Annotated in this window: 18 protein-coding genes and 2 tRNA genes; 13 read left to right on the forward strand and 7 right to left on the reverse strand. The window is 43.6% G+C overall.

Annotated features, from left to right (window positions below; all coding sequences use genetic code 11):
* On the forward strand, positions 1–884 hold an 884-nt coding region (locus CAG60_RS03275), incomplete at its 5' end, for a chemotaxis protein CheV (protein WP_161438290.1).
* A 59-nt stretch (positions 885–943) separates the two neighbouring features.
* On the forward strand, positions 944–1,639 hold the full coding sequence (locus CAG60_RS03280; RefSeq protein ID WP_161438291.1) for a DUF2726 domain-containing protein: 696 nt from the start codon (positions 944–946) through the stop codon (positions 1,637–1,639).
* Here CAG60_RS03280 and CAG60_RS03285 read toward each other — a convergent pair.
* Positions 1,631–2,692 carry a GGDEF domain-containing protein gene (locus tag CAG60_RS03285; RefSeq protein WP_161438292.1) on the reverse strand — a complete coding sequence of 354 codons (1,062 nt, stop codon included), beginning with the start codon at positions 2,690–2,692 and terminating at the stop codon, positions 1,631–1,633. The genes CAG60_RS03280 and CAG60_RS03285 overlap by 9 nt on opposite strands.
* 350 nt (positions 2,693–3,042) lie before the next feature.
* Here CAG60_RS03285 and CAG60_RS03290 point away from each other — a divergent pair.
* The 3 genes from CAG60_RS03290 to CAG60_RS03300 all read left to right on the forward strand — a co-directional run bounded on the left by CAG60_RS03290 (position 3,043) and on the right by CAG60_RS03300 (position 4,654).
* A tRNA-Val gene (locus CAG60_RS03290) sits at positions 3,043–3,119 on the forward strand.
* Between the two features lie 19 nt (positions 3,120–3,138).
* Positions 3,139–3,215: transfer RNA gene (locus CAG60_RS03295), tRNA-Val, on the forward strand.
* A 224-nt stretch (positions 3,216–3,439) separates the two neighbouring features.
* Positions 3,440–4,654: an MFS transporter gene (locus CAG60_RS03300; protein ID WP_154168007.1), complete on the forward strand. Its 1,215-nt coding sequence runs from the start codon at positions 3,440–3,442 to the stop codon at positions 4,652–4,654.
* A 120-nt stretch (positions 4,655–4,774) separates the two neighbouring features.
* On the opposite strand, the gene CAG60_RS03305 is transcribed toward CAG60_RS03300, so the two are convergent.
* The 4 genes from CAG60_RS03305 to CAG60_RS03320 are packed head-to-tail and all read right to left on the reverse strand — an operon-like array spanning position 4,775 to position 9,765.
* On the reverse strand, positions 4,775–6,562 hold the full coding sequence (locus CAG60_RS03305) for an ABC transporter permease subunit (protein ID WP_161438293.1): 1,788 nt from the start codon (positions 6,560–6,562) through the stop codon (positions 4,775–4,777).
* Positions 6,563–6,576: 14 nt separating this feature from the next.
* Complete coding sequence (locus CAG60_RS03310; RefSeq protein WP_161438294.1) at positions 6,577–8,100, reverse strand: ABC transporter substrate-binding protein; 1,524 nt, start codon at positions 8,098–8,100, stop codon at positions 6,577–6,579.
* A gap of 22 nt (positions 8,101–8,122) precedes the next feature.
* Complete coding sequence (locus CAG60_RS03315; protein WP_161438295.1) at positions 8,123–8,944, reverse strand: ABC transporter ATP-binding protein; 822 nt, start codon at positions 8,942–8,944, stop codon at positions 8,123–8,125.
* Positions 8,938–9,765 carry an ATP-binding cassette domain-containing protein gene (locus CAG60_RS03320; RefSeq protein WP_161438296.1) on the reverse strand — a complete coding sequence of 276 codons (828 nt, stop codon included), beginning with the start codon at positions 9,763–9,765 and terminating at the stop codon, positions 8,938–8,940. Before CAG60_RS03320 ends, CAG60_RS03315 begins: the two co-directional genes overlap by 7 nt.
* A gap of 442 nt (positions 9,766–10,207) precedes the next feature.
* Between CAG60_RS03320 and CAG60_RS03325 the strand changes: the two genes are divergently transcribed.
* The 4 genes from CAG60_RS03325 to CAG60_RS03340 all read left to right on the forward strand — a co-directional run bounded on the left by CAG60_RS03325 (position 10,208) and on the right by CAG60_RS03340 (position 15,542).
* Positions 10,208–11,386, forward strand: coding sequence for a DUF1611 domain-containing protein (locus tag CAG60_RS03325; RefSeq protein WP_161438297.1), 1,179 nt, complete (start codon positions 10,208–10,210; stop codon positions 11,384–11,386).
* Positions 11,383–12,456, forward strand: a complete 1,074-nt coding sequence (locus tag CAG60_RS03330; RefSeq protein WP_161438298.1) for an alanine racemase — start codon at positions 11,383–11,385, stop codon at positions 12,454–12,456. The genes CAG60_RS03325 and CAG60_RS03330 overlap by 4 nt, the downstream gene beginning before the upstream one ends.
* Positions 12,457–12,742: 286 nt before the next feature.
* Complete coding sequence (locus tag CAG60_RS03335) at positions 12,743–13,987, forward strand: 2-hydroxycarboxylate transporter family protein (RefSeq protein WP_237667745.1); 1,245 nt, start codon at positions 12,743–12,745, stop codon at positions 13,985–13,987.
* A 229-nt stretch (positions 13,988–14,216) separates the two neighbouring features.
* Positions 14,217–15,542 carry an anaerobic C4-dicarboxylate transporter gene (locus CAG60_RS03340; protein WP_004395169.1) on the forward strand — a complete coding sequence of 442 codons (1,326 nt, stop codon included), beginning with the start codon at positions 14,217–14,219 and terminating at the stop codon, positions 15,540–15,542.
* A gap of 91 nt (positions 15,543–15,633) precedes the next feature.
* Here CAG60_RS03340 and CAG60_RS03345 read toward each other — a convergent pair whose 3' ends face one another.
* Both CAG60_RS03345 and CAG60_RS03350 read right to left on the reverse strand, forming a co-directional pair.
* Complete coding sequence (locus tag CAG60_RS03345) at positions 15,634–16,314, reverse strand: response regulator (protein ID WP_187985748.1); 681 nt, start codon at positions 16,312–16,314, stop codon at positions 15,634–15,636.
* Positions 16,307–17,914: an ATP-binding protein gene (locus CAG60_RS03350; protein WP_154168024.1), complete on the reverse strand. Its 1,608-nt coding sequence runs from the start codon at positions 17,912–17,914 to the stop codon at positions 16,307–16,309. Before CAG60_RS03350 ends, CAG60_RS03345 begins: the two co-directional genes overlap by 8 nt.
* Before the next feature lie 314 nt (positions 17,915–18,228).
* Between CAG60_RS03350 and cas1f the strand changes: the two genes are divergently transcribed.
* Genes cas1f through csy2 form a run of 4 tightly spaced genes read left to right on the forward strand, consistent with a single transcriptional unit; the run spans position 18,229 to position 25,023 of the window.
* Entirely contained in the window at positions 18,229–19,218 is a 990-nt protein-coding gene (cas1f, locus tag CAG60_RS03355) for a type I-F CRISPR-associated endonuclease Cas1f (protein ID WP_161438300.1), read from the forward strand.
* The gene (gene cas3f / locus CAG60_RS03360; RefSeq protein WP_161438301.1) at positions 19,215–22,589 is read left to right on the forward strand and encodes a type I-F CRISPR-associated helicase Cas3f; all 3,375 of its coding nucleotides are present in this window, start codon (positions 19,215–19,217) and stop codon (positions 22,587–22,589) included. Before cas1f ends, cas3f begins: the two co-directional genes overlap by 4 nt.
* On the forward strand, positions 22,589–24,139 hold the full coding sequence (locus CAG60_RS03365; RefSeq protein ID WP_237667746.1) for a type I-F CRISPR-associated protein Csy1: 1,551 nt from the start codon (positions 22,589–22,591) through the stop codon (positions 24,137–24,139). Before cas3f ends, CAG60_RS03365 begins: the two co-directional genes overlap by 1 nt.
* The gene (gene csy2 / locus CAG60_RS03370; RefSeq protein WP_161438302.1) at positions 24,136–25,023 is read left to right on the forward strand and encodes a type I-F CRISPR-associated protein Csy2; all 888 of its coding nucleotides are present in this window, start codon (positions 24,136–24,138) and stop codon (positions 25,021–25,023) included. Before CAG60_RS03365 ends, csy2 begins: the two co-directional genes overlap by 4 nt.
* The last annotated feature ends 6 nt before the right edge of the window (positions 25,024–25,029 follow it).

A 25,029-nucleotide genomic window follows, 5' to 3' on the forward strand; every position in this document is an offset into this window, starting at 1 on the left:
GTGGTGAGACGAAAACCTGTTACTACGGGATTAACGTTGCCAAAGTACGAGAAGTCATTCGTGTACCTGAAACCACCGATTATCCCAATGCACAGCCTCACATGATAGGGGTCTTTTCTTCTCGGGAAATATTAACACCCTTAGTCGATCTTGCTGGTTGGCTTGGTGTTCCCACTCGCCCAGATATTAAGAACAAATACGTTATAGTGACCGACTTTAACCGTATGACAAACGGATTTTTAATTGACAGTATTAGTCGAATTCACCGTATTTCGTGGAATGATGTTGAGTCACCGAGTCAATTTTTAGAAGCTGGTGAGCAAGACTGTGTCGTTGCCGTCGTCCGTAAAGACAAAAAGCTGATCATGATTTTAGATTTTGAGAAAATCATTGCTGACATCAACCCAGAATTAAGTATGGGTAAATACGATGTTAAAATGGATCGTTCGATTGATTTAAATCAGAAAATGGTCAGCAAACGCAATGCTAAAACGATCATGGTAGTCGATGATTCGGCATTTATTCGTAGTATGATTCAAGAAACGCTGAGTTCAGCTGGTTATAACGTGATTGCTTGTAAAGATGGGGGAGAAGCGTACGAAAAGCTAATGGATATTCAGCGTGTGGCCAAAGAAGAGAATACCTCCGTTAGTGAGTTGGTAAATGCCATCGTGACTGATGTAGAAATGCCGCGTATGGATGGGATGCATTTAGTCAAACGGTTACGTGAGAATGAAGCATATAACCAAACACCAATCATCATGTTCTCATCATTAATGAGCGATGATAACCGAGCTAAAGCGCTTGCTCTAGGTGCTAACGACACTATCACTAAACCTGAAATTGGTAAGATGGTCGGTTTGATGGATAGTTTTATTTTTTAATAATAATCAATATAGCGATAAGCTTCTCGTTAGCGTTGTATAGATAAAGAATAGGTACTATGGCGAACGTCTTTATTATAGTTGCTCTTTTGGTTGGTTTTTTTCTATTCATTCAAAAATATTTAATTCGTAATGATGATAGTAAAGATTACACTTACAAAAAAAGTGGCCCGTTACTGAATGCCGCAGAAAGTACCTTTTTTAATGCATTAAGAGCTGCCGTCGGTGAGCACGGTATTGTGCTGGCAAAAGTAAGCATGACCCATGCTGTTATGCCCAAACCATTGAAGAAAAAAAAACAATGGTTTATTGCTCATAGTCGGATTGCTAAGCATTATTTTAGTTTTGTGGTTTGCGATGCAAGAACGTTAGAACCACGAGTCATCATGGAACTCGATGATGGAAAACCGTTAAACAAAGGAAAAATAGAGCGACAAAAGTTGTTACTGCAAGTGTGTCAGTCAGCTAATATTCCATTAATTGGCGCCAATATTAAATACAGTTATCAAGTGGGTAAACTACGCCGATTGCTTGCCGCACACATTGATCTTATTGAGCCGGATAAAGAAGTTCGTTTTTGTAAGCGTTGTGGTAGCCCAATGGTCATCAAGACGGCCAGCCAAGGTGAGTTTAAAGGCCGACGATTTTTCACTTGTAGTCGTTTACCTCATTGTACCTATACTGAGAATTATAACGTTGTTTTTGAAACTGATGAAGCTGAGGTACCGGTGTCCGAAATAAAACGGCTAAATTGAATCAGCTTGTGAAAGTTCAGTATAATCTTTGCTGGCTGATGATTGACAAATACAGACTTGATTTCGGCCATTTTTTTTCGCTTTATACAGTTCCATATCCGCTAATTTAATTAACTCATTCAAGTTATCCCCGCTGCGATACTCACAAATACCGACACTGAGTGTTAACTGGATAGCTTGTTGTTTAGAAAATGAGTAATTAGCAACAAGATTGCGTAGCCTTTCGCCGATTTGCTCTGCCTGTAACAGTGAATGATCAAAGAGAGTAATACAAAACTCTTCCCCACCAATTCGAAATAAGTTTTTCTCCCCAACATGTTGAGCAAATAATCGACATGTTTCTACTAGCACTTTATCGCCAGTATCATGGCCAAACTGATCGTTGATTTGTTTGAAGTAATCTAAATCAATAATCAATAAGCAAAGCGAGGTATTTGGGCTCTTGTTTTGCTCAAAATAGTCAAATGCAGAATGCAGCGAAAGTCGATTATGAGCTCCAGTTAATGGGTCTCGAGTGGCTAAATGAGTCAGCGTAAATTCAATTTTATGGCGATTAGATTCATAAAGATGAGCAATAAACCAAAGGCCGCTATAGCAAAAACTAAAATTAATCAGTATAGGTATGGCATTAGGATACGATGAGTAGGGGAGCTGAATAAACAAAAGGCAACTGATGATCACGACGATCATACCGGTTACTACTCCGCCTAGTTTCTGACCCAGAAAGACGTAAAGTACCACCGGAGCCAATAAGCCCCATATAAAGGTCCCATTGCTAATCGGTTGTAGATAAGTTGCTAACACTATGATCGTTAATAGGACACAAACGTAAAACTGAGCATGGCGCTCAGAGTAATCATTCTGTTTAGCGTATTGATGAACATAGAAAGAGTAGCCTGAAAACAGAACTTCAATACTCGCTAGGCCGAGTGCTTGATGGTAGACAACGTTGAAGATGGCCATAGAGAGAGCAATAAAACACAAGAATAAGCTCAGCCCGCGAAGTACGGACGCTCTTAGCGTTTGTGAATGATTAAACAGTTTTGCATCCATGTTCTACCGACTCAATTGCATATTCGTTCGAATAGCCGTTATAGTACCCATTTGCCTTCACCAATCAACGTTATTTTTGAATCCAAATCACAAAAAGAGGAGCTAGTTCTAATTAACGGCCTTTTTGATTTTTGATGTGATCCACTTTTTCTCTTTTTTATGACTTACTTACGGCCTACTATAAAAGGGAGATGATTGTGAACTTAGACAGAAAGATTGGATGACAACGGTTATTTTAGAGTAAAAAACCAGCAAGTTGATCACGCAAGAGTCAGTTGATACAAAAATAGTAAAAATCCACTTGCACTGAGTAAAATCAATCGCTAATATCCACCCCGTTCTCAAGTGATGCGTCCGTAGCTCAGCTGGTTAGAGTATCGCCTTGACATGGCGGGGGTCGGTGGTTCGAGTCCACTCGGACGCACCAATGTGAACAAGAAAAATTTGGGTCTATAGCTCAGTTGGTTAGAGTACTACCTTGACATGGTAGGGGTCGGCAGTTCGAGTCTGCCTAGACCCACCAAATTTTAGACAAAGCCCGCTTTTTAGCGGGCTTTGTTGTTTCTACCCCTAAATTTCCTTTCTTTTTCTCTTACTTTTTACCGTTTTCAATACCGTCAGTGATCTAGCAATATCTGTTAATGCCTATCATTAGTATTCAATAGCGTTTAATGATTGATTATTGTTATAATATTACAATTTTCTCATTCAGTTTCTTCTTCTCAATCAACAAACGAGTTTAATCCAATGATAAAACGCCCACCGGTTGCTCTTCTTAATGATTGGCAGCTTCTTTCCCCGGCAGGAAAAGTTTTGGTCGCGAATAGCCTAAGTTTTAACTTAGGTTTCTATATGTTGATGCCTTATTTAGCTGACCATTTACAAGGTTTAGGCTTAAGTAGCGCCTATATTGGGCTGGTTATCGGTTTACGAGTTCTTAGTCAACAGGGGCTATTTTTAGTTGGAGGCACTCTCGGTGATTGGTTTGGTTATAAACCGATGATTTTATTTGGTTGTATGGTTCGTATTGTCGGCTTTTTGATGCTTGCCTTGAGTGTTGAATTACCGTGGATTATCGTCGGAGCTTTTGCAACTGGATTTGCCGGGGCATTATTTACACCAAGTAGCCAAGCATTTCTTGCTGCTGAATATCCTGAAAATCAACAACGCAATCGAGTCTTTGCATTACAAAACCTTGCTAGTGAAGCCGGTATGTTATTAGGGCCTTTGCTTGGTTTGATGCTATTAAGTGTTAGTTTCACGTTGGTTGGCGTGCTATCTGCTGGTATTTTTATCCTATTACTATTGTTGCAATGGTTTTTTCTACCGACTCAAAGGCACAAAATAAACCGATCAGCTCAACAGCCATTTTGGCAAGATTGGCTAGAGATGTTACGCAATAAACCGTTTATGGCCTTTGTAATGGCTGCTTCTATTTATCAAGTGCTATTTCACCAACTGTATATGGCGATACCTTATCATGCGCGCGTAGAGACTAATGACCCTAGCATTATTACTTGGGTATTTATGGTTTCGTCACTGATGGGGGTGGCACTACAAATGATAATAAGCCGTTGGATAGATCGCTCATTAGGCACAGCAAAAGGGATGGGATGGGGAATGTCACTGATGGGAGGAGCATTCTTAATCCTTACTCTATCTTTTCCGCTTTGGCCTGCATTACCGTTTGTTTTATGCGCCGCATTACTCAGCTTTGGCTCAATGATGGTTTTTCCGTTACTGAGCGCTTACGTGCCTAATTTTGCTTCCTCAACGAAATTGGCTAGTTATTACGGTTTACAAGCTTGTATTGGCGGTATTTTTGCGTTTATTGGCAATAGTCTCGCGGGGTGGTTGTTAGGTTTAAATTTTTCAACCAACTGGATCTGGATAACATTAGCCTTATTAGGTGTTTTCTCTGGTGTATGGCTGCATCGACAAACGTCACGCTCATCGTTTTAAAATCGTAAGGTAAAATTCAAGACTTGTTTAACCACTCAAAGTTCGTCGTGCATCGAAACTTAGCACGATGAACTTTGAGTGCCCGCAAAAAGCCAGTGATAGTTTTTGAGCTCCCCTATTTTATTTAAGGAGCTTTCTAGCTCCAATAACATTCACTGAACTGACCGCAAACACGGATAATGTTATTAACGCCAGTGATGGCGCAAGAACGACCCAATAACTACGTTCAATGTAGGGCATCCCTTCGGCAAGAATTCTCCCCCATTCAGGGCTTGGTGGCATAGCGCCTAACCCCAGAAAACCAAGAGAAGCAAGAGCGAGGGCAATACCAGGCACTCGTAACATGGCATGACGTAATAATGGTTTGATGACGGCTGGCAATATATAAAATAGATTACGACGAATCATTCCAACGCCAATAAGTGGTAACATTTGGATATAAGGTCTAGCTCGGACTTCGGTTGTTAGCGTAGCAGCATGAGCAGCAAGAGGTGCCCAACTGATCAGGATGACGGATAGAGCTGCGCCGTACAATCCAGGTCCATAGACTGCTGCGACTAATAAGCCGCTTACTACAGGAGGCAACGCGTTAGCGACTTCAATCGGGCCGGTCATTAATCGTGGAAATTGACCAATCAATAAACCAATAAAAAGGCAACTGATGGCAACGCCAACGGCCAATAAGCAAGTATAAAGACTTCCATGAGCGACCCTAGCCAATAGATCGCGTCCCATGGCATCTGCACCAAAAGGCAGTAGTAATGAAGGAGGTTCGAGTCGCATAAACTCAATGGCATAAGGATCACGCCCCAAGCCAAATAACATCACACTGGCTAATAGCATGATGCATAGCATTGGGGTTCGTCGTGTACTCTTACCCATAGTGATATTTGATTCTTTAGGTAACGGCATCGCGCCTTGTGTCAGTGCTCGGCCTAGCAGTAAAGCTTTGGTGATGTTCACCGCAACCCCAACCATAAACGCGAGCAAAAGAATCAACAAAATACCCAGTTGTAACGTCGGTAGATCTTTCGCAATGGCTGCTCCTAGCGTTACTCGTCCTAAGCCGGGTATAGCAAACACTTTTTCCACCGCAATCGCTCCACCTGTTAGTGATACGATTACTAAACCAATCATTGGTAGAACGGTAGTCAAGGCTCGTTTGAGAACGGCTAAAATGATATGAATACGGCGAATACCTGCAACGCTCCAAGTTGCTACCCAAGCTTCAGTAAAAACTTGTGCAATGGCATCAGAAAATAAACGGCCTAGATAGCCGCCAGCGGGAATACCTAATGCTAAAGCAGGCAAAATAGTATAACTAAAACCATACCAACCGAAGGGTGGTAGCCAGCGTAACCATACCGCACCCACCAAGAGTAGTAACGAAGCGAGAAGAAACTCTGGTAGTGCAGTTAACCCAACCGCAAGAATGCCGTTGCTTCGATAGGCTTGTCCTTTTAATCCTCGACGAAGTGTTGGGGTAACTAAAAGTGACGCGATCACAAATGCTACCCCAAGAGCCAGAACCATCAGCTGCAACGATACGCCTGCAGCACTTAACATGTCATTAAGAATCGGCTTGCCAGTGACCCAAGATGTCCCTGGGTCACCTTGCAACAGATTAGTTAGCCAGTGGAACATTAGTGAAAATGGTCCTTGATCTAACTCTAGAGATTGGCGGATAGCATTAAGTGTTTCCTCACTTGGGTTTTGTTCTGCTGAACGTGCTCTTAATAAAGCTAAGGCGGGATCTTGTCCGGATAGCCAAGGCAGCAAAGCAATCAGAACAACAAGGCCCGCCATGGTAAAAATACGTGAACAAAGCGTAATTAAAGTGGGAGTATTGATGCTTGATAATCGCCATGGTATCAACGTTTTTCGCGTGAAGTGTTGTGTTGTCATCATGGATAGCGATGCCTTTATTGTGATGTTTCAATGATTGTGCTCAGATAAGTCTGATTACTGATTAAGGTTCGCTCTCGGGGATCACGATCGGCATGACGAACGTAAGCGGATTCTCCTTGAATAACCCGTTCATGTAGCATAGGAATAGCCGCATCACTAGCTAAAATAAGTGCTTCAGCGTCCATGATAGCTTGTTGTCTTTCTAAACCTGCAGGTAATTCCGATGCTTTTTCCAAAGCATTATCAATATCTAACTGGCAAAGCTGCGCAATATTGAACGAACCTTTACAGCTGAAATCACTGTACATATAAGCCACGGGATCGCCAGAATCGAGTACGGTTGCACGAGAGAGAATAAAGGCATCAAATTTTCCAGCTAAAGCATCCGCTTCGATTTGAGAATACTCACGAACCACTTGTCTGACCTTAAACCCAGCTTGAGTCAACTGTTGTGCCAAATAGACCGCCACTTCCGGTAGTTCCGTTCGGTCGGTAAACGTAGCTAAAGTGATGATCGCTCCATTAGGATGACCCGCTGGCGTTGGATGCTTGATTGGCTGGCGTAATTTCGCCGCCCAAGGGATAGCTGGGCCAAGTAGACCTTGGGCAATATCAGCACGTTTTTCATAGACAGTATTGACTATTTGCTCTCGATCAATTGCATCACGAACGGCAGCTCGTATTGCCGGGTCTGCCATTACTCCTTGGCGAGTATTCAGATACAAGGTATTGGTACGAGGCATCGGCACTTCATGAACTAGGTTTAGATCTAATAAAGGTGCTTGAGATACAGGGATTGCTTCAACGATATCGACAGAACGAGTGCGCAGTGCTGAAGCTCGGGCGAGGCCATCAGGTACAAAACTGACGTCAATACCAGCCGCTTTTGCTGGCTCTCCCCAATAGTCTTCAAAACGATTTAATTGAGCACTACTCGTGCCATGAACATTAACCAATACAAAAGCACCGGTACCTGTATTAATAGGATTAATAACGCCATTATCACCATAAGCATTGTGTGACAAAATCGACAGCTGTGGACTAGTTAAACGTTGCGGTAGCAGTGGGTCTGGCGTTGCAGTATGTACGATTACCGAGTATTCACCGTCAGCCTCAATAGTCAGATCAACGCCATCCAAAATACGAGGCTTAGGTTTTGCTGTTGCTGCGGTATTGAGAGCATTGACAACAGCCTTGGCATTAAAAGGCGTACCATCATGAAATAGAACTTTAGAGCGTAACTGAAATCGCCAAGCTGTAGGGGTAAGCCTATGCCACTCAGTTGCTAATGCCGGGGTAAGATTGCCCTCATCGTTTAAATTAAGTAGTGTTTCGGCCGTACTCCATCGAGATAATTTGAATGCATCATCACTTAACGGCGTTAAACCTGAGCGTGGCGGGAGTAACATCGCAAGTCTAATTCGATTATTATCATTTTCAGCTAAGGGGACCGTTTTGTTATCTGAGTCAAAACAGCCAGTTAATAAAAACAAAGGGGCAGCAAGGCCAAATATTAATCCAATTTTTACCTGTAGCATCGCGTTGTGAATCCTTAAATAATCAAACGGTGTGGGAAGATGATTGGTCGTGGAGATGGTGGAAATCAATTCTAGGTACGGCTTCGATCAATTTTTGGCTATAAAGGTGCACTGGTGATGCGATCACCTCACCGGTTGCACCATCTTCAATAATTTGTCCTTGGTGCATGACTAGCATTCGCTCACATAAATCCGATACCAGAGAAATATCATGGGTCACGACGAGTAATCCCATCTGGTTTTCATGACAGACCCTTTTCAGTAACGACTTAATTTGCTCTCTCAATGGGAGGTCAAGGCCACTGGTTGGCTCGTCTGCTAATAGAAATTTAGGTTGTATAATCAATGCACGAGCTAATGCAATCCGCTGAGCTTGACCGCCCGAGAGTTCACCTACCTTCTTATAAAGAATACTAACAGGTAACTCGACTTGTTTAACGGCACGCTCTAAGGCGGCTTGACAAGGTTTCCCTACTGCCAATCGTTTAAGCGGTTCTGCGAGCAATTTTGCTACGGTTTGAGTGGGAGGCAAGGCGGTATGAGGGTCTTGTGGAATATATTGTACCAAACGTCGATAATGTTTTAGTGTTTGCCAAGGTGAGTGGATAATGGGCATTCCCGCACAATGTATTTGTCCCGTCTGCGGTGCCGCTAAACCTAGGATCAGCTTTAATAGTGTCGATTTGCCACTGCCTGACTCTCCAACTAAGCCAACACGTTCTTGTTGTCCGATGGATAGCGAAAGAGAATCAATGATGGTGTGTTTTTTTTTCGCAGTTCTATAACTGTAATTTAATGCATTGAGCACAAGAAAATATGCATGCGGATCAGTATGTTTTAGCATGCACTCGCCACTCTTGTTGGTATGATAAGCTCATTGAGGTTGTGGTTGCTTGCCGCCTTAACCAGTTGCTGGGTATAAGGATGAGCGGGGGAGGTGAGAAGACCGTTCATGCTGCCAGTTTCTACAATACGACCATTTTCCATCACAATTGCTCTTTGGCACAGTTGAGCCGCGACATTAATGTCATGAGTAATAAATAGCAGAGAAAGGCGATGGCTATGCAGCTGTTGATCGTGATGACAACGCTCACCGCAACATTGCTGAAGTAAAGTGATGACCTGTTTTTGATTAATGACATCGAGTGCGGTTGTTGGTTCATCGGCGACGAGTAGGCTTGAGCCACTTAACAGCGCAAAAGCAATACATAAACGTTGTCGTTGTCCGCCGGAGAGCTCACAAGGTAAACGAGACAGGAGATCATCACCATTAGATAATTGCATTTTATTCATTAGGGTTTGCAATTCATGCTGCGAACGGAGGTGAGTACTAAGCAGCATTTGTTTACCGACACTCATCAGTGGATTGAGTGCGCTAAAACTATCTTGGAAGATCGTTGCTACGCGCGATTTGGAACGGCGGGCCAAAATTAGCTGTTGTGCAATACTATCGCCATCGAAATCGATTTCTCCCTCAATATCGCAGTAAGGAGGTAAAGTACCACTGATTGCTCTAGCGGTCAGTGATTTACCAGACCCTGAAGCGCCTAATAACGCGACGCGTTCCCCCTGATATAGCTGAAAGTTAACGTTGTTTAAAAGTAGATTTCCATCAATACGTAAACTTAAGTTTTTGACATCTAAAAGCTTTTTTTTATTTTTCATTATATTAACTTTCGGGCTGGTCTGTTTAATATGTTATAACATAACCATGTTGACATGAATGCGAATGTCTTTCAATTTTATTTTTGTATCATTCCAGAAGTTCACCTTCGCTTCATTGAATAGGTGCCACTACTACGATCGTCATATTTATTATTGTTTATCCCCTTCCTACTTGAAGCTGCAGCGGTGTTGACTACGTTCGTTCACCCCAATCATAGAGCCTGTCTATGCTCATGGGGATTAACTCACTTGCCGCCTACCTGCAACTTCAAGTAGTGCGAGTATATTAAGCTAGATAAATGAGAAGAGCCGATAATATTTGAATAAGTGTGCTACTGTGCGGTCTCTCCTTACCGCTTAGTAGGGACTTCTTTTCTTTTCCGATGTGACTGATCGGCACTCCTGAGTTGCCCATCTAAGCCTTAATTGATTAGGCTTTTCTATGTCTCTTGCAACCCCAATACTCAATAAACGTTTCCATCCTCGTACTGTTGCTAATAACAAAAACCGTCCATCAGCCTTAGCTTCGATCATCCCCAATATTCCGACTGCCATCATCTATTGCGAAGGCAATTTTGGTAAGGTGGATGGTAAAACCGCCAATGGATTGGTTAGGCATTCTGAAAATTATCGGATTTTATCGGTCGTGGATAGTCAATCTGCTGGGCTAGATTCAGGAGAGGTACTTAACGAGGAAAAAAATGGTGTGCCCGTAATGGCCACAATTCAAGCGGCGCTGCAACAGGCAGGAGTAACGCCTGATTATTTTATTTTTGGTATTGCCCCTTCCAATGGCTTGTTGTCTGATGACGAAAAGACATTGATTCTAGAAGCAATGGAATCAAAAATGAATATTGTTAACGGGCTGCATGAGTTTCTCACTGATAACCCATTATTTGTCGAGTCAAGCCTTCGTAATGATGTGCATATTTTAGATATTCGTAAACCTAAAAACAAAGCAGAACTGCAAACATTCAGCGGTAAGATACATAGCGTACTTTGTCCTAGAATCGCAATCATGGGTACCGATTGCGCTCTGGGTAAGCGAACTACAGCGACTATTTTATCTAATGCATTGCGCGCGAGAGGACTGAATGTGGTGATGATTGCCACAGGACAAACCGGAATCATGCAGGGGGCCCCTTATTGCGTTGCTTTAGATGCGGTTCCCTCTCAATTTTGTGCTGGAGAGCTAGAAGCGGTGATCGTCAAAGCTTATCAAATTGAGCAGCCTGATCTTATTATCATTGAAGGGCAGGGAGCATTAAGCCATCCAGCGTTTTCAACCAGTTCGTTTATTTTACGTGGCAGTTGCCCGACCAGTGTGATTTTACAGCATGCTCCGCATCGCCTTTACCGTACCGATTTTCCAGAAATGTTAATGCCTTCTGCCCAATCTGAAATCAATCTAATTGAAACCTTTGCGAAGACGTCTGTCATTGGCTTAACCTTAAATCATGAACAAATGTCCGCAGATGAGGTAGAGATGGCTATCGCGACTTACTCTACCCAGTTGGGCATTCCAGTCACTGATCCACTATCACAACCGATTGATGCACTTTTACATATGGTCGAATCGGTTTATCCGCAGCTAGCCAGTAAAATGGTGACGGAAGGGTGAACTACCCTCGATTAGAGATTAACTGCACAAAGATTATTCATAATACTCAATATCTTATGGCTGAATTGCATCTAAAGGCCATTTCAGTGACCCCCGTAACCAAAGCCAGCTCAGGCCACCCCTTACTGGCACAACTATTTATTAATGCTGGAGCGACAATGCTGGCTGATTCTCGAGTCGAGAACATGCAACGTATGCGCTGTTCTGGTATTTCGATACCTTTGATGTTGATTCGGACACCGATGCTCAGTCAAATAGCAGGGGTCATTAGTGATTGCAGTATCAGCCTGAATACCGAAATTGAAGTGATTCAAGCGCTTTCTGACGAAGCTCAACGAACCAATAGCGATCACAGCGTGATAATTATGGTCGAATTAGGCGATTTACGAGAAGGGGTGATGGCAAAAGATCTGATTGATTTCATAGGTCGTATCGTGTTGCTACCCAATATTATTATTAAAGGTATTGGAGCAAACTTAGCCTGCCGTTATGGGATTGCTCCAGATGAGCAAAAAATGGCGGTATTATCAGCGTTAGCGGATGAAATTGAAGGCACCTTTGATATTCATCTAGACATTATTTCCGGTGGCAACTCCGCGTCATTACAATGGGCGTTGGCACACACTGGCCAGACACGAATCAATCATTTACGTATAGGAGAGGCAATATTTTTTGGCTATGAATCCCTATATCAAGAAACACTGGCTGGCTTACAAACCGATGCGATGATCTTAACCGCTGAAGTCATAGAGTCTAACTTAAAACCCTCTTTGCCTTGGGGCAAGCGTGGTAATAATGCCTTTGGAGAACAGCAACCGATTGAAGATAGAGGGCCAGTGACCCAAGCGATTTTGGCTATAGGTCGTCAGGATGTCGACGTATCAGGGTTAACCCCGCCGCAAGGGATCACCATTGTCTCTTCGACCAGTGATCACTTGATTGTTGAAACGCTTGGCGAAAAACTATTGGTAGGGCAGAAAATCTCGTTCAGTCTTAATTACAGCGGTTTTCTTTCTGCGATGTCTTCACAACATGTTTATAAGCTTTTTAGTTACCCCACGGTTAGTTGATCGCATATATCCTCTTCTTACTGGAAGATGCAGCGGTGTTGGCTGCGTTCGTTTACCTCAATCACATAGTCTATGGAGATAAACTCACCTGCCGCCAGCCTGCAACGCCAAGTAGTTTGGGTATAACGTCATGAACAAAAGTTACAAAAGCTAAAGATAGTTACATTAATAGGAGGCTCAATATTCGATGTGTTAAGGGTTGTTAGAATGGCGGCATAATTTTAACAATCTAATAAAAAGGTAGAATATGTTAGCCAATAATGTGAACTCCCAAAAAGATAAGCGGATGATCAATATCATCTTTGCCTTATCGGCTGCTGTGATACTCTTTTCAACGCTGTCCAATAACTTACCAACGGGAATCATCGGCGCGATTGGCGTCATGGTCGTGGTTGGTTACATCCTTAATCTGATCGGTGATAAAACGCCGATTATCAATCAATTTTTTGGTGGTGGGGCGATTGTCGTTATCTTTGGCTCTTCCTACCTTTTTCATAGTGGCATTATGCCGCATGAAACTACGGAAACCGTGACTACCTTTGTTAAAGGTGGCGGATTTTTATCCTTCTTTATTGCCAGCTTAGTGACCGGTTCCATCCTAGGTATGGACACTCAAGTCTTGAAAAAAGCAGCGCTGAAATACATCCCAGTTATTTTGGGCGGTGTGGCATGCGCTTTTTTATTTGCAGGCCTTGTCGGCAGCCTATTGGGTGAAGGATTCTTTTCATCGGTCATGTTGATTGCTTTGCCTATCATGGGCGGTGGCATGGGTGCTGGTGCGGTCCCTTTGGTTGAAATCATGTCGGGTAATACTGGTATGTCAGCCGAAATGCTCTTATCGAAAATGGTCCCTGCATTAGCGATAGGTAACGCGATGGCGATTGTTATCGCTGGGCTACTGGATAAGTTGGGCAAAGTTTACCCTTCATTAACGGGTAATGGACAACTGATCCGAGGGAACGCTGAACAGCCAGCCGCGTCGGAAAATGAATCACCGATATCAATCAATGTCTTGGGTATAGGCGCACTGCTGGCAATCACCATGTATTTCGTTGGTACGATGTTGAGTGATGTGATCAGCATGCACCCTTACGCTTTAATGATTCTATTTGTCGCATTGGTCAAAGTTATGGGGCTGATTCCGCGTGAGTTAGAGAAAGCCGCTCACGGTTGGTACAAGTTTGTGGTTGATAACTTAACACCAGCGTTATTGGTAGGAATTGGCGTGGCTTATACGGATCTTAATCAAATTCTCGCCTCATTGACGATGGTCTATTTCTTAATGGTTCTTGCAACCGTGCTCGGTGCGGTAGTTGGGGCCGCGTTGATGGGCCGATTAATCGGTTTTCATCCTATTGAAGCAGCAATCACCGCCGGCTTATGCATGGCAAACATGGGTGGAACGGGAGATGTGGCGGTGCTTGCAGCCAGCAAACGAATGGAGCTTATGCCTTTCGCGCAAATCTCATCACGCATTGGTGGGGCTTTGATGCTAATCATGGCGACCTTTATCATTGAACTCTTAAAATAACGCCTTAGATTAACGGGTTAAGTTGTGTTAGTGATAGTTAGCACTATAATTATCAAGGGCATGATTGAGCTTCGATTTTACTTCAAGAAGGCACGATAGGCGTGATCGTATTTGGAGCGCGGTATTGGCTTTAGATTGACCGGCATTGATGACAGTCTCTGGGTACGTTCGCTCATCAGCTTAGTGGTTCCGACAAGCGTTTAATTGATTTCTCTATTAAGGAAAATACATGTTCTATTTACATATGCTGCTTCTTTTTGCGGTCATTTTTACGGGTATTCGCTATGGCGGCATCGCGTTTGGTTTACTCGGCGGCTTAGGGGTTTCGGTTCTCGCGTTTGTCTTTGGTGTTGCTCCCGGAACGCCGCCAATTGGTGTTATGTTGATCATTTTAGCGGTGGTATCGGCTTCAGCGACATTAGAAGCCACGGGCGGATTAAAACTATTGGTAAAATACGCAGAAAAAATGCTGCGTAAACATCCCAATCATATCGTTTATCTCGGACCACTTTGCACCTATTCATTAACCGTATTAGTCGGCACTGGTCACTCGGTTTATCCGCTGTTACCAGTGATTTATGATGTTGCATATAAGAAAGGGATTCGACCTGAACGGCCGATGGCGATTGCGTCAGTGGCATCACAAATGGGTATTACAGCGAGCCCCATCGCTGCCGCTGCTGCGGTGTTTATGGCTACCGCTGCTGACAATAATTTGGATATCGGTTTACACAATGTGCTGATGGTGACCATTCCTGCCACTTTGATTGGCTTATTGGTGGCGTGTACGTGGAGTTTAAACCGAGGAAAAGATCTCGATAAAGATCCTGAGTTTCAAGCGCGTTGCCAAGATGAAGAATTTCGTAACGGCCTGATTGATCCTGAAGCGGAGGTCGTTGAAGGTTCTAGCGAAGACAAAAAAGCCAAAACGGGTTTATTGGTCTTTATGCTGGGGATTGCCTCGGTGATTTTTGTCGCCATGTTCGGCAAAGAGTTAGGCTTGTTGCCCAATGGCGTCAATATGTCGGTAGCGATTCAGTTCTTAATGCTGTCCGTTGGGGCCATCATCTTATTAACCACCAATATTCAACCATCGAAAATCGTCAACAGTCATGTTTTCATTGCTGGTATGACCGCGGTAATCATCATCTTTGGTATCGCTTGGCTCAGTGACACCATCATCAGTTATCACAAAACCTTTTTGATCGATATGGTGCGTGATGTGGTGAATCATCACCCGTGGACTTTTGCTATTGCGATGTTTGCGGTATCTATCTTCTTAAAAAGCCAAGCAGCGGTATTAACCATTATGTTACCGTTGGGTTTTTCTTTGGGTATCCCACCAGAAGTGATCATCGGTGTATTACCGGCTTGTTACGCGTATTTCTTCTTTCCGTTTTACCCAAGCGATCTTGCGGCGATAAGTTTTGACCGCTCAGGCACGACTCGGATCGGTAAATACGTGTTAAACCATAGCTTCTTGATCCCTGGATTTATCGGTGTTTCAACCGCAACCGTCGTGGGGTATTTTCTCTCGATGGCGCTTAATGGCTAACGCTTTCATTCGCTAACGACGGGCTCATTCTTATGCCGAACACTCAATGGTGATCTGGCTGAGGATGAGCCGACTTAACCGAGCAACAAGATCAGTTAACCAGATGATACAAACGGCGTGGCCTGCCGCCCGTTTTATAATTAAGCGCTAAACGAACCATTCCTTCGGATTCTAAAAATTCTAAATAACGGCGAGCCGTAATTCGGCTCACGTTCATCTGCTCGCCAATATCATCCGCTGAAAATTCAGCCAAGTGTGGTTGTTGTAATAATGCCTTCAAGGACGCTAACGTAGTGGCATCAATCCCTTTGGGAGTTTGGCGTAACGGTTTAGTGACCGATTTACCGAGAATATCATCGATATCGCCTTGATCAACGGTTGCCGTACGCGCTAATTTTGCGGTGTAATGTTTGTAATCATCTAACGCTTGATGAATACGCGACATGCGCAGCGGTTTCACCAAATAGTCGGTCACGCCTAACTGAATGGCTTTTTGTACCGTTGCCGTTTCACGTTCGGCGGTCGTCATAATAAAATCACAAGCCGCTTGCTGATCACGTAATTGACGAATCACCTCAATGCCATTACCATCTGGTAGGCTGATATCAACAAAAATCAGTTGCGGTTTAAAGGTGGTATATTGCAGTAAAGCATCGGCGCAACTTTCACTGGCGGCGACAACGATAAAATCAGGATGCTGATTAATCGCTGACTCAAGCATATAACTCGCTCGGGGATCATCTTCAAGTAACATGACGGTTGTTTTATTCATAATTAATGACTTTGTTTTTATCTAAATAAATACTGAATAGGGTAGTATTTTCGTCGGTTCTTTCCCAGTCAATACTGCCGTTAAAATTATCGACCCATTGTTTGACTAAATACAAGCCTACACCGCTTTGCTCGTGATCGAGTTTCGTGCTGACTCCAAACTCTAAAATATGCTCGGTAATTTGCTCACTGACTCCCGCTCCGCTATCCTGCACCTCAAAAATAATATGATGACTTCGATCACTAAGATAAATATGCACCAATGGACAACAGCTTGCCCGGTTTTGCCATGCAGCCAGTAAAGCGTTATCAATCAGATTGCCTAAAATAGTCACAAACTTTTCAGAAAGATTTTTCGGATAACTCGATAAGTGAGTATCTTCGTCAATAATAAATTTAACGCCAATCTCTGAGGCTTTATTAAATTTAGCCAGTAATAAACCAGCAATGACACTATCATTGACTGAAAAAACAATATTATGAATGATGGATTGATAGCGATCGGTTTCTTGTTGAATAAATTCAATGGCCTCATGGTGTTTTTGACTTTGTAACAGGCCGGATAAAACATTTAATTTATTGGAATACTCATGGGTTTTACTGCGTAATAGCTGGGCATAATTTTTAAGATAAACCACTTCACGTTCAAGTTCGTTTTGCTCCAGATTGGGAAAAAAGACAATCACTTGGCCTTTAACACCTTTGGGGCTAGCAATCGGGTAAATATCTACTTTGTAGTTTAATTGACCAATAGAAAATTCACCTTGATGCAGCTGGCTCGGTTTGGCTAAAACCAAGTGACTTAATGGTGTTGAATAACGGGAGAGTGGTTGGTTTAAATAATCATAACGATTACAGACGCCCATAGAGAGTTTTTGCATCGCACTATTATTGATGGTGGTAATGTTCATATTATTATCTACGGCAATAATCGCATCGCGAATACTGTCTAATACCATTTCATGCTCACGGAATTTATGAATAATAAATTCCGGTTCATAGTCAAGAAACGTTCGTTTCATTTTAAAAACAAACGCACTGCTGATCCCGATCCCTAGTAAATAGACGACAGCAATTAAACCACCAAGATGACCATATTGCGCCAATAAAATATCCGATGTTTTCTCAGATAAATAACCGATACTAACCGCACCAATCACCTCGTCTTGCCAGTAAATGGGTGAGAAATTACGAATCGCTTTACCTAACGTTCCTGAATGAACACTGCTGTATTCAGCACCTTGGATTAACGCGGGATAAATATCTTCGCCAATAAATCGTTGACCGACACGCGTCGGATCAGGATGACTTAAACGCATGGCCTTTTTATCCACGACCACAATATAAGACGCATCGGTTTGGGCGCGGATATGTTCCATATAATCAGCAATTGATGAGCGGGTAGGCGATGTATTCTGCGCGTTCACTGCCTCAATCACCGCAGGATCATTCGCGATGACGCGAGCTAACTCTAAACCGCGAGCTTTAAGCCCTTCAGTGTAGGAATTTTGTAGCAGAAAAAAAATAGCGCAGGTCACAACAATCACAATCGAAGAGGTTGTCGCAATCGTCGTTAATGCTAAATAACTTTTGAGTTTCATGCTCCCGCCTAATGACGATGGACTGTACGCTTAGCCCTGATAATTAAGATAAAAATAAGATCATCAGTATATCTCGAAACGACAGCAGAATGTGCAATTATCCCTGAACGCAGTTCGCGAAAATGTGAGTTAAAGCGGCAATAAAAGCATGATAGACACGGCATTATGCAACAGAGCCTAAAGCCTCTTAGGTGGGCTTATGTTAGGGTGAGACGATGGTATTAGACGCCAAACCAAGATAGTAAACCTCTTGTTCTGGCGTTGCAGGTGACCGTTGAGTGTCGAGATCAGCGAGAAAGCATAAGGAATAAAACATGGACGATTTATCCCCCTCCGATTTAAAAACCATACTGCACTCAAAGCGCGCCAATATGTATTACTTGGAATATTGCCGTGTGATGCAAAAAGATGGCCGCGTGCTCTATTTAACAGAAGCCGACAAAGAAAATCTCTACTTCAATATCCCGATTGCCAATACCACCGTACTGATGCTCGGTAACGGCACCTCCATTACTCAAGCCGCGATGCGCATGCTCTCACAGGCAGGCGTATTGGTCGGGTTTTGTGGTGGCGGTGGCACGCCATTGCATATGGCGTGTGAAGTAGAATGGTTTACGCCGCAAAGCGAATACCGGCCCACCGAATATCTACAAGGTTGGCTATCGTTCTGGTTTGATGATCAAAAACGCTTGGCGGCCGCCAAACAGTTCCAAAATGCGCGGATTGATTACTTACAGCGAGTTTGGCGCTCCGACCGAGAATTAACCCTAGAGAAATTCAATGTTCAAGATGAAGTGATACAGCAATCACTAGAAACTTTCCACCAACGCACTGACGCCGCCAGCAAACAATCCGACTTATTGCTCACCGAAGCACAACTGACCAAAGCCTTATACAAGTACGCCGCTAATAATACCGGTAAAGACGGTTTTACTCGCCAGCATCAGCCGGACAAAAAATCCACCGACAAAGCCAACGATTTTTTAAACCACGGCAACTACTTAGCCTATGGGCTTGCGGCAAGCTGCTTATGGGTGCTTGGCATTCCGCACGGCTTTGCCGTCATGCATGGCAAAACCCGCCGTGGGGCCTTGGTGTTTGATGTAGCCGACCTAATCAAAGACGCCATCGTACTGCCGTGGGCATTCGTTTGCGCCAAAGAAAACGCTACCGAGCAAGTGTTTCGCCAGCAAATTTTACAATCTTTCATTGAACACAAAGCGCTCGATTTTATGTTTGATACGGTGAAACAGGTCGCACTGCAAGGTAAAGAGGAAGAAGAAAGCGAGGATGGCTCGTTATGATGGTCACTTTTGTCAGTCAATGCGAGAAAAACGCCCTCAAGAAAACCCGCCGCGTACTGGATGCCTTCGCCAACCGAATTGGCGATAACACTTGGCAAACTTTGATCACCGAAGAAGGGCTATTAACCGTCAAAAAAATGCTAGGCCAAACCGCCACCCGCAGCACCGCCGTCAGTTGCCATTGGATCCGCTCTCGTTCACGCAGCCAGTTGTTATGGGTGGTGGGCAATAAAAAGAAATTTAATGTGGAAGGTGTGGTGCCTGTTAATAGTACAGAGAAGGATTTACTTAACAGCGACTATGAAAGTGACTGGAAATATTTACCGCTGATTAAAGCGCTTGCTGGCATGGCCGCTTTGCTCCACGATTGGGGGAAAGCTTCTTTACTGTTTCAAGAAAAATTAAATCCTGAGATAAAAAACAAATATAGAGGCGATCCTCTACGCCATGAGTGGATATCTTGTCTTTTATTCCATCAATTTGTCGCTAATCCAATACACCAACCTCAAGATGAGGCTTGGTTGGCTACTCTTATCAATCAAGGCATTGATGAATCTTGTTTTAAAACCAATAGATTACCAAGAGAAAAAGCACTTGCTGAATTACCGACAGCAGCAGCGTTAATTGCTTGGTTGATCGTTTCTCATCACCGCCTGCCTCTACCTAAAGAGAAAGAGCTGTGTGATAGACAACGAGAAGTGGATAACGCGTCGTTGGCGGATTTACTCGCCAGAATTACGCCCGCTTGGGGCTATGAAAACCGTTTTGATGAATACAACATGCTGCTGCCGAAATGTTTTGAGTTTCCCTTGGGGCTGCTCTCTAATTCTTCGATTTGGCTTGCTGATCTCAAACGCCGTGCGAAGGATCTATTGCATCACCTGCCTTTACTCGATCAGGCAATGAATGATGGTAGTTGGCGGGGGATTCTACACCATGCTCGGTTGTGCCTAATGTTAGGTGACCACTATTACTCTTCACAACCTAATGATCATCAATGGCAAACGTCGACAGAGCTGTACGCTAACACCGACCCCGCGACTAAAGCGCGTAAACAAAAGCTGGATGAGCACTTAGTGAATGTTGCTAAAGTCGCGGTGAACACAGTGAAGTTACTGCCGTTTTTTGAAACCGAGCCACTAAAAGCCACCAAACTCAGCGAGCTTGCCCCTAAAGCTAACACACCTAAAGCATTCCGTTGGCAAGACAAAGCGGTACGCAAAATCAATGAGTGGCGTGAACATACGGAAGACAAAAGCCAAGGCTATTTTGTGGTCAACATGGCCAGTACAGGTTGTGGCAAAACTATCGCCAACGCCAAAGTTATGCAGGCGTTATCTGACGATGGTGAAAGCCTGCGATTTATTTTGGCACTTGGCTTGCGCACGCTCACTTTGCAAACTGGTGATGAATATAAAGAAAGGCTGAAACTGCAAGAGAGTGACTTAGCGGTGCTGATTGGCTCTAAAGCCATTTCGGAGTTACATAAGTCGGGCAAGAAAGTTGAAAAGGACGATATTGAACCTGAACAAGCTGAGGCTGGTTCTGAGTCTTTGGAGAGTCTTCAAGATGAAAACGATATTCTAGATTGGCAAGGTGTGCTGCCTGAAGAAGAGCTCACGACCGTTTTAACCAAAGAAAAAGATCGAAAACTTCTGTATGCCCCAGTACTGGTATGCACCATCGATCACATCATGGCCGTGACCGAAACTAAGCGTGGTGGGCGTTATATTCTGCCCTGTTTACGTTTAATGTCATCCGACTTGGTGATTGATGAAATTGACGACTTTACGGGCGATGATCTGATTGCGATTGGCCGATTAGTGCATTTGGCAGGCATGCTGGGGCGCAAAGTGATGATTTCCTCTGCCACCATACCACCGGATTTAGCATTGGGTTTATATAATGCCTATCGTCAAGGGTGGGCAGTGTTTGCTGCTAGCCGTGATCGAGTCAGCACAATTAATTGTGTTTATGTCGATGAATTTAGTACCGACACACAGATGGTGGGCTGTGATGATCCTGATTTGGCTGTCTATGAAGCATTCCAACAACGCTTTGTTGCTAAACGCGTTGATAAACTAAAACAGCAAATCTCAAGACGAAAAGCCGAAATCATTCCATGCATTAAACAGGGTGAGCAACCGCTTGAGGAAGAGTATTTCGAGATAGTCAAACAAGCGGTTTTGACCAAACACCAGCACCACAACACGATAGAGCCAGAAAGCCAAACAAGAGTATCGTTTGGCGTGGTTAGGGTTGCCAATATTCAACCTTGCGTCGAATTAACCCAATATCTACTCAGTTGTGATTGGCCTGCCGATACTGAAGTGCGCTGCATGGCTTATCACAGTCAGCAAGTGATGTTGCTACGCCATGCGCAAGAAAAGCATTTGGATGAGGTACTCAAGCGCAAAGAGAAAGCGGGAGAATTACCCGAAGCGTTTGCTCATCCAGTGATTCGTGAACACCTAACCGCTTGCCAAGCGAAAAACCTGATTTTTATTCTGGTTGCCACCCCAGTTGAAGAAGTGGGACGTGACCATGACTTTGACTGGGCGGTAATTGAGCCATCATCTTTTCGTTCAATTATTCAAATGGCAGGCCGAGTACGTAGACATCGTGATGGTGAGATTCAGGAGCCCAATATTGGCTTGTTGCAATACAACGTTAAAGGCTTTAAGGGAGGCTCAGATCGAGTATTTAATCATCCTGGCTATGAAACAGACAGCGCCACTCAACTCGCCACTCATGATTTATCTGTGTTGGTAGATAAAAAGTTACTATTGCAATCGGTCAATGCGATTGTCCGTATTCAAAAGCGAGCAGTGCTAGAACCGCGCAACAACTTGGCAGATTTAGAGCACTTTGCCACCGCGAAAACCCTTGGCACCGATCAAATTGGCAAACCACAACAAGCCAATATCAGCCGTCAGGATAGATACAACCGTAATCGTCGCAGTAGCTCGCCGCAGTCATGTTGGTATGAGCATCTCCACGGTCATATTCACGGCTACTGGTGGCTAACCGCACTGCCGCAACACTTCAAACGCTTTCGTAAAAGTGAACCCACAGTGCAAATCTACTTAGTCAAAAAAGCGCGCAGCATTGAGTTTTGTTTGCGTGAAGAACAGGGCGGCTTACATCCGATTGAACGCACCTTGAATATTGAACATCTACCGCTTACGCCAGAACAAGAGCAGAAGCTTTGGCTGCAGCGTGATTACAGTGAGTTAGTCAGTTTTTACAGTCCAAACCCTGAACAGGAATTCGCCACCTCAGTGCGTTATGGCGAGATCAGTTTTGCCTGCCATGAAGGTATTCAACAATACAGCTACAACGACCAACTAGGGTTGGTTAAGGTCAAATAATGGAAAATGAAAAGTGTGAAGTAAAACAAAGTCTAGACAGATTGATAAAAAATAGGTCGGAATTAGCATTTAAAAAAACTGACAAGAACGGTAAAGCAACGCCAGACTATTTTAAGGTTTTGGATAGGGTGCTGAGACATAGCCCGAAGAGTTATTTGCCTAAGTCAATTTCTGAGTGTGATGCCTGTTTATTAATGATTAGCTCTATTAATGAAGGAGCGACAACATTTAAATATGAGAATACCTTTAAGTTCATGTGTGAAATTTGTCATCCAAAATTGGATGAGCTGTGGAGTTTATTTGACATTTCTAGTGAGGAAGCAACAGTTTTAATTGAACTTTCAAAAAGTTTTTGCGCTGAAAGACTAGAAGCATATTTCTTATTTAAAGATGGAATGGCTCATGATGAAATTGCTAATTTTGAAGCCGATGCTGTAGCAGGATTAATCGAAAAAGTTGCACAAGACAGCAAGCATGGCACTGTGGTTAGTCACCCTTCTAAAATGAGTCACCCTGCTTGTAAGTACCCGCGAGTGTATTCTACTGATTTTAAAAAATCTCAAGATGGTTATCTTCGAAGTGGTAATGCGGAGACATTTTTTGATTTACATATCAATGCTACTCAATTGAAGGTCTACAAATTCCTGTCTTTGAAAATAAACGACGTTTATATTTTAGAACACTTAAAAAACTCTAATATCGCATTGCTTGCCGAAACATTCGGACTTAGTGGAGCGTTTTTTGAGAATATTGTGAACATGTTTACTGATTGCATTTATTCGCAATCTGTTGACACTGATAGGTTTGTAAAACAAGTTTATTTTCCTATTGGTTTTGAGCAGTACCATCAACTTTCTCTGTTAACACCAGCTGGTTTGGTCTTCAATATGAAAGCCAAAATTGATTGGATTACCAGTCGTTCACCTCAAGCTTACTCTGGGAAGAAAGCTAGAAAGAACAATGATTACCATGAACTGGGTTACAAAACGCTATCGGATCTTACGGTAACAAAGCATGGTGGTGATCATCCTAAAAATATTTCTGGTTTAAATAACAAATACCAGACTTACTATTTGTTATCGTCCATTCCGCCGGAGTTAACACCTCGCGATATTCGTCTGCCGAGAACGGATTTTTTCAAAGAGAGTTTTACCGCTTGGCAAGCCAAAGAGGTGATTGAATCGCTGCATCGACTTTTTCTTACCGACTACAACAACATCAATCTCCGTGATGGCCGTGACTACCGCATTCAGCAATACGTAGATTTGGTGATTGAGAAAATGTGGCAAGTACGTCTTTTCCTTGAAGAGTATTCCGGTGAGTTATCGAGTGCGTTGCCGTTGGAGCAAAAAATCTGGCTCTATCCAGAGTTTGCTGAGCAGCGTCAGCACGAGGATGAGTGGCTCGATAAAATTACTCGCCACATTGCGCGAGGCTTAATCAATCATTACAGCCGCAGCAAAGTAATCGCCAACCCCGTCACATTGGCAGACCAAGAGCTGCTGGCGATAGAAAAGGTGGTTGCCAGCAATAAGGAGAACTTGCGATGAACGTATTGATTTTACCGCATTTAAAAATTAACAACGCCAATGCACTTTCAAGCCCCTTTACTATTGGCTTTCCGGCCATGACGGCATGGCTAGGCTTTGTGCATGCCTTAGAGCGCAAGCTGAACCAGGCTGGGTTATCCGAACTCATGCTGCACAGTGCTGCGGTGGTGAGCCACCGTTGTGATGTACAGACTCATAAAGGCGAAGGTGACTTTGTTTATTCAATTATCGGTACTGGCAATCCACTCGATAAGGATGGTTCACGCTCGGCATTTATCGAGGAAGCACGCTGTCACTTAGATGTGTCCCTCGTCATTGAGTGGAGTGGCAATGACGAAGAACTTCAGCAGCCAGACTTTACCCAGCAGTTGCAAGCGGTGATCGCGACGATGAAAGTGGCAGGAGGTGACGTTCTTTCCGTTGGGAAGCCCTCAATCAAATCTGTGATTACGGAACAGGATACCGCTCAAGTCCTACGCCAATTAATGCCAGGCTATGTGCTGAACGAACGCCGCGATTTAATGATTGACGCCATGCAGCAAGGCGCCGACGCGATAGATGCGCTGCTTGGGTATCTAACCGTACACCACCATTGTGAACAGCTTGAAGACCAAAGCGTTGTTTGGCATAGCCAGCGCAAGACGAGTGGCTGGATTGTGCCAATTGCCACAGGGTTTCAAGGTATTTCACCATTAGGTGAGGCAAAAAATCAGCGCGATCCATTAGTACCGCATCGCTTTGCCGAAAGTGTGGTCACACTGGGTGAATTTGTCATGGCGCACAAAATCAAACACCTCGATGACATCCTTTGGCAATACCACCCTGATTTAGAAAACGATCTCTACCTTTGTCAGCAAGTTAACCCTATCAACGAACATCAATAAGGAACA

It is taken from the genome of Vibrio sp. V33_P6A3T137 (assembly GCF_009904835.1).
Lineage (GTDB): Bacteria > Pseudomonadota > Gammaproteobacteria > Enterobacterales > Vibrionaceae > Vibrio > Vibrio metschnikovii.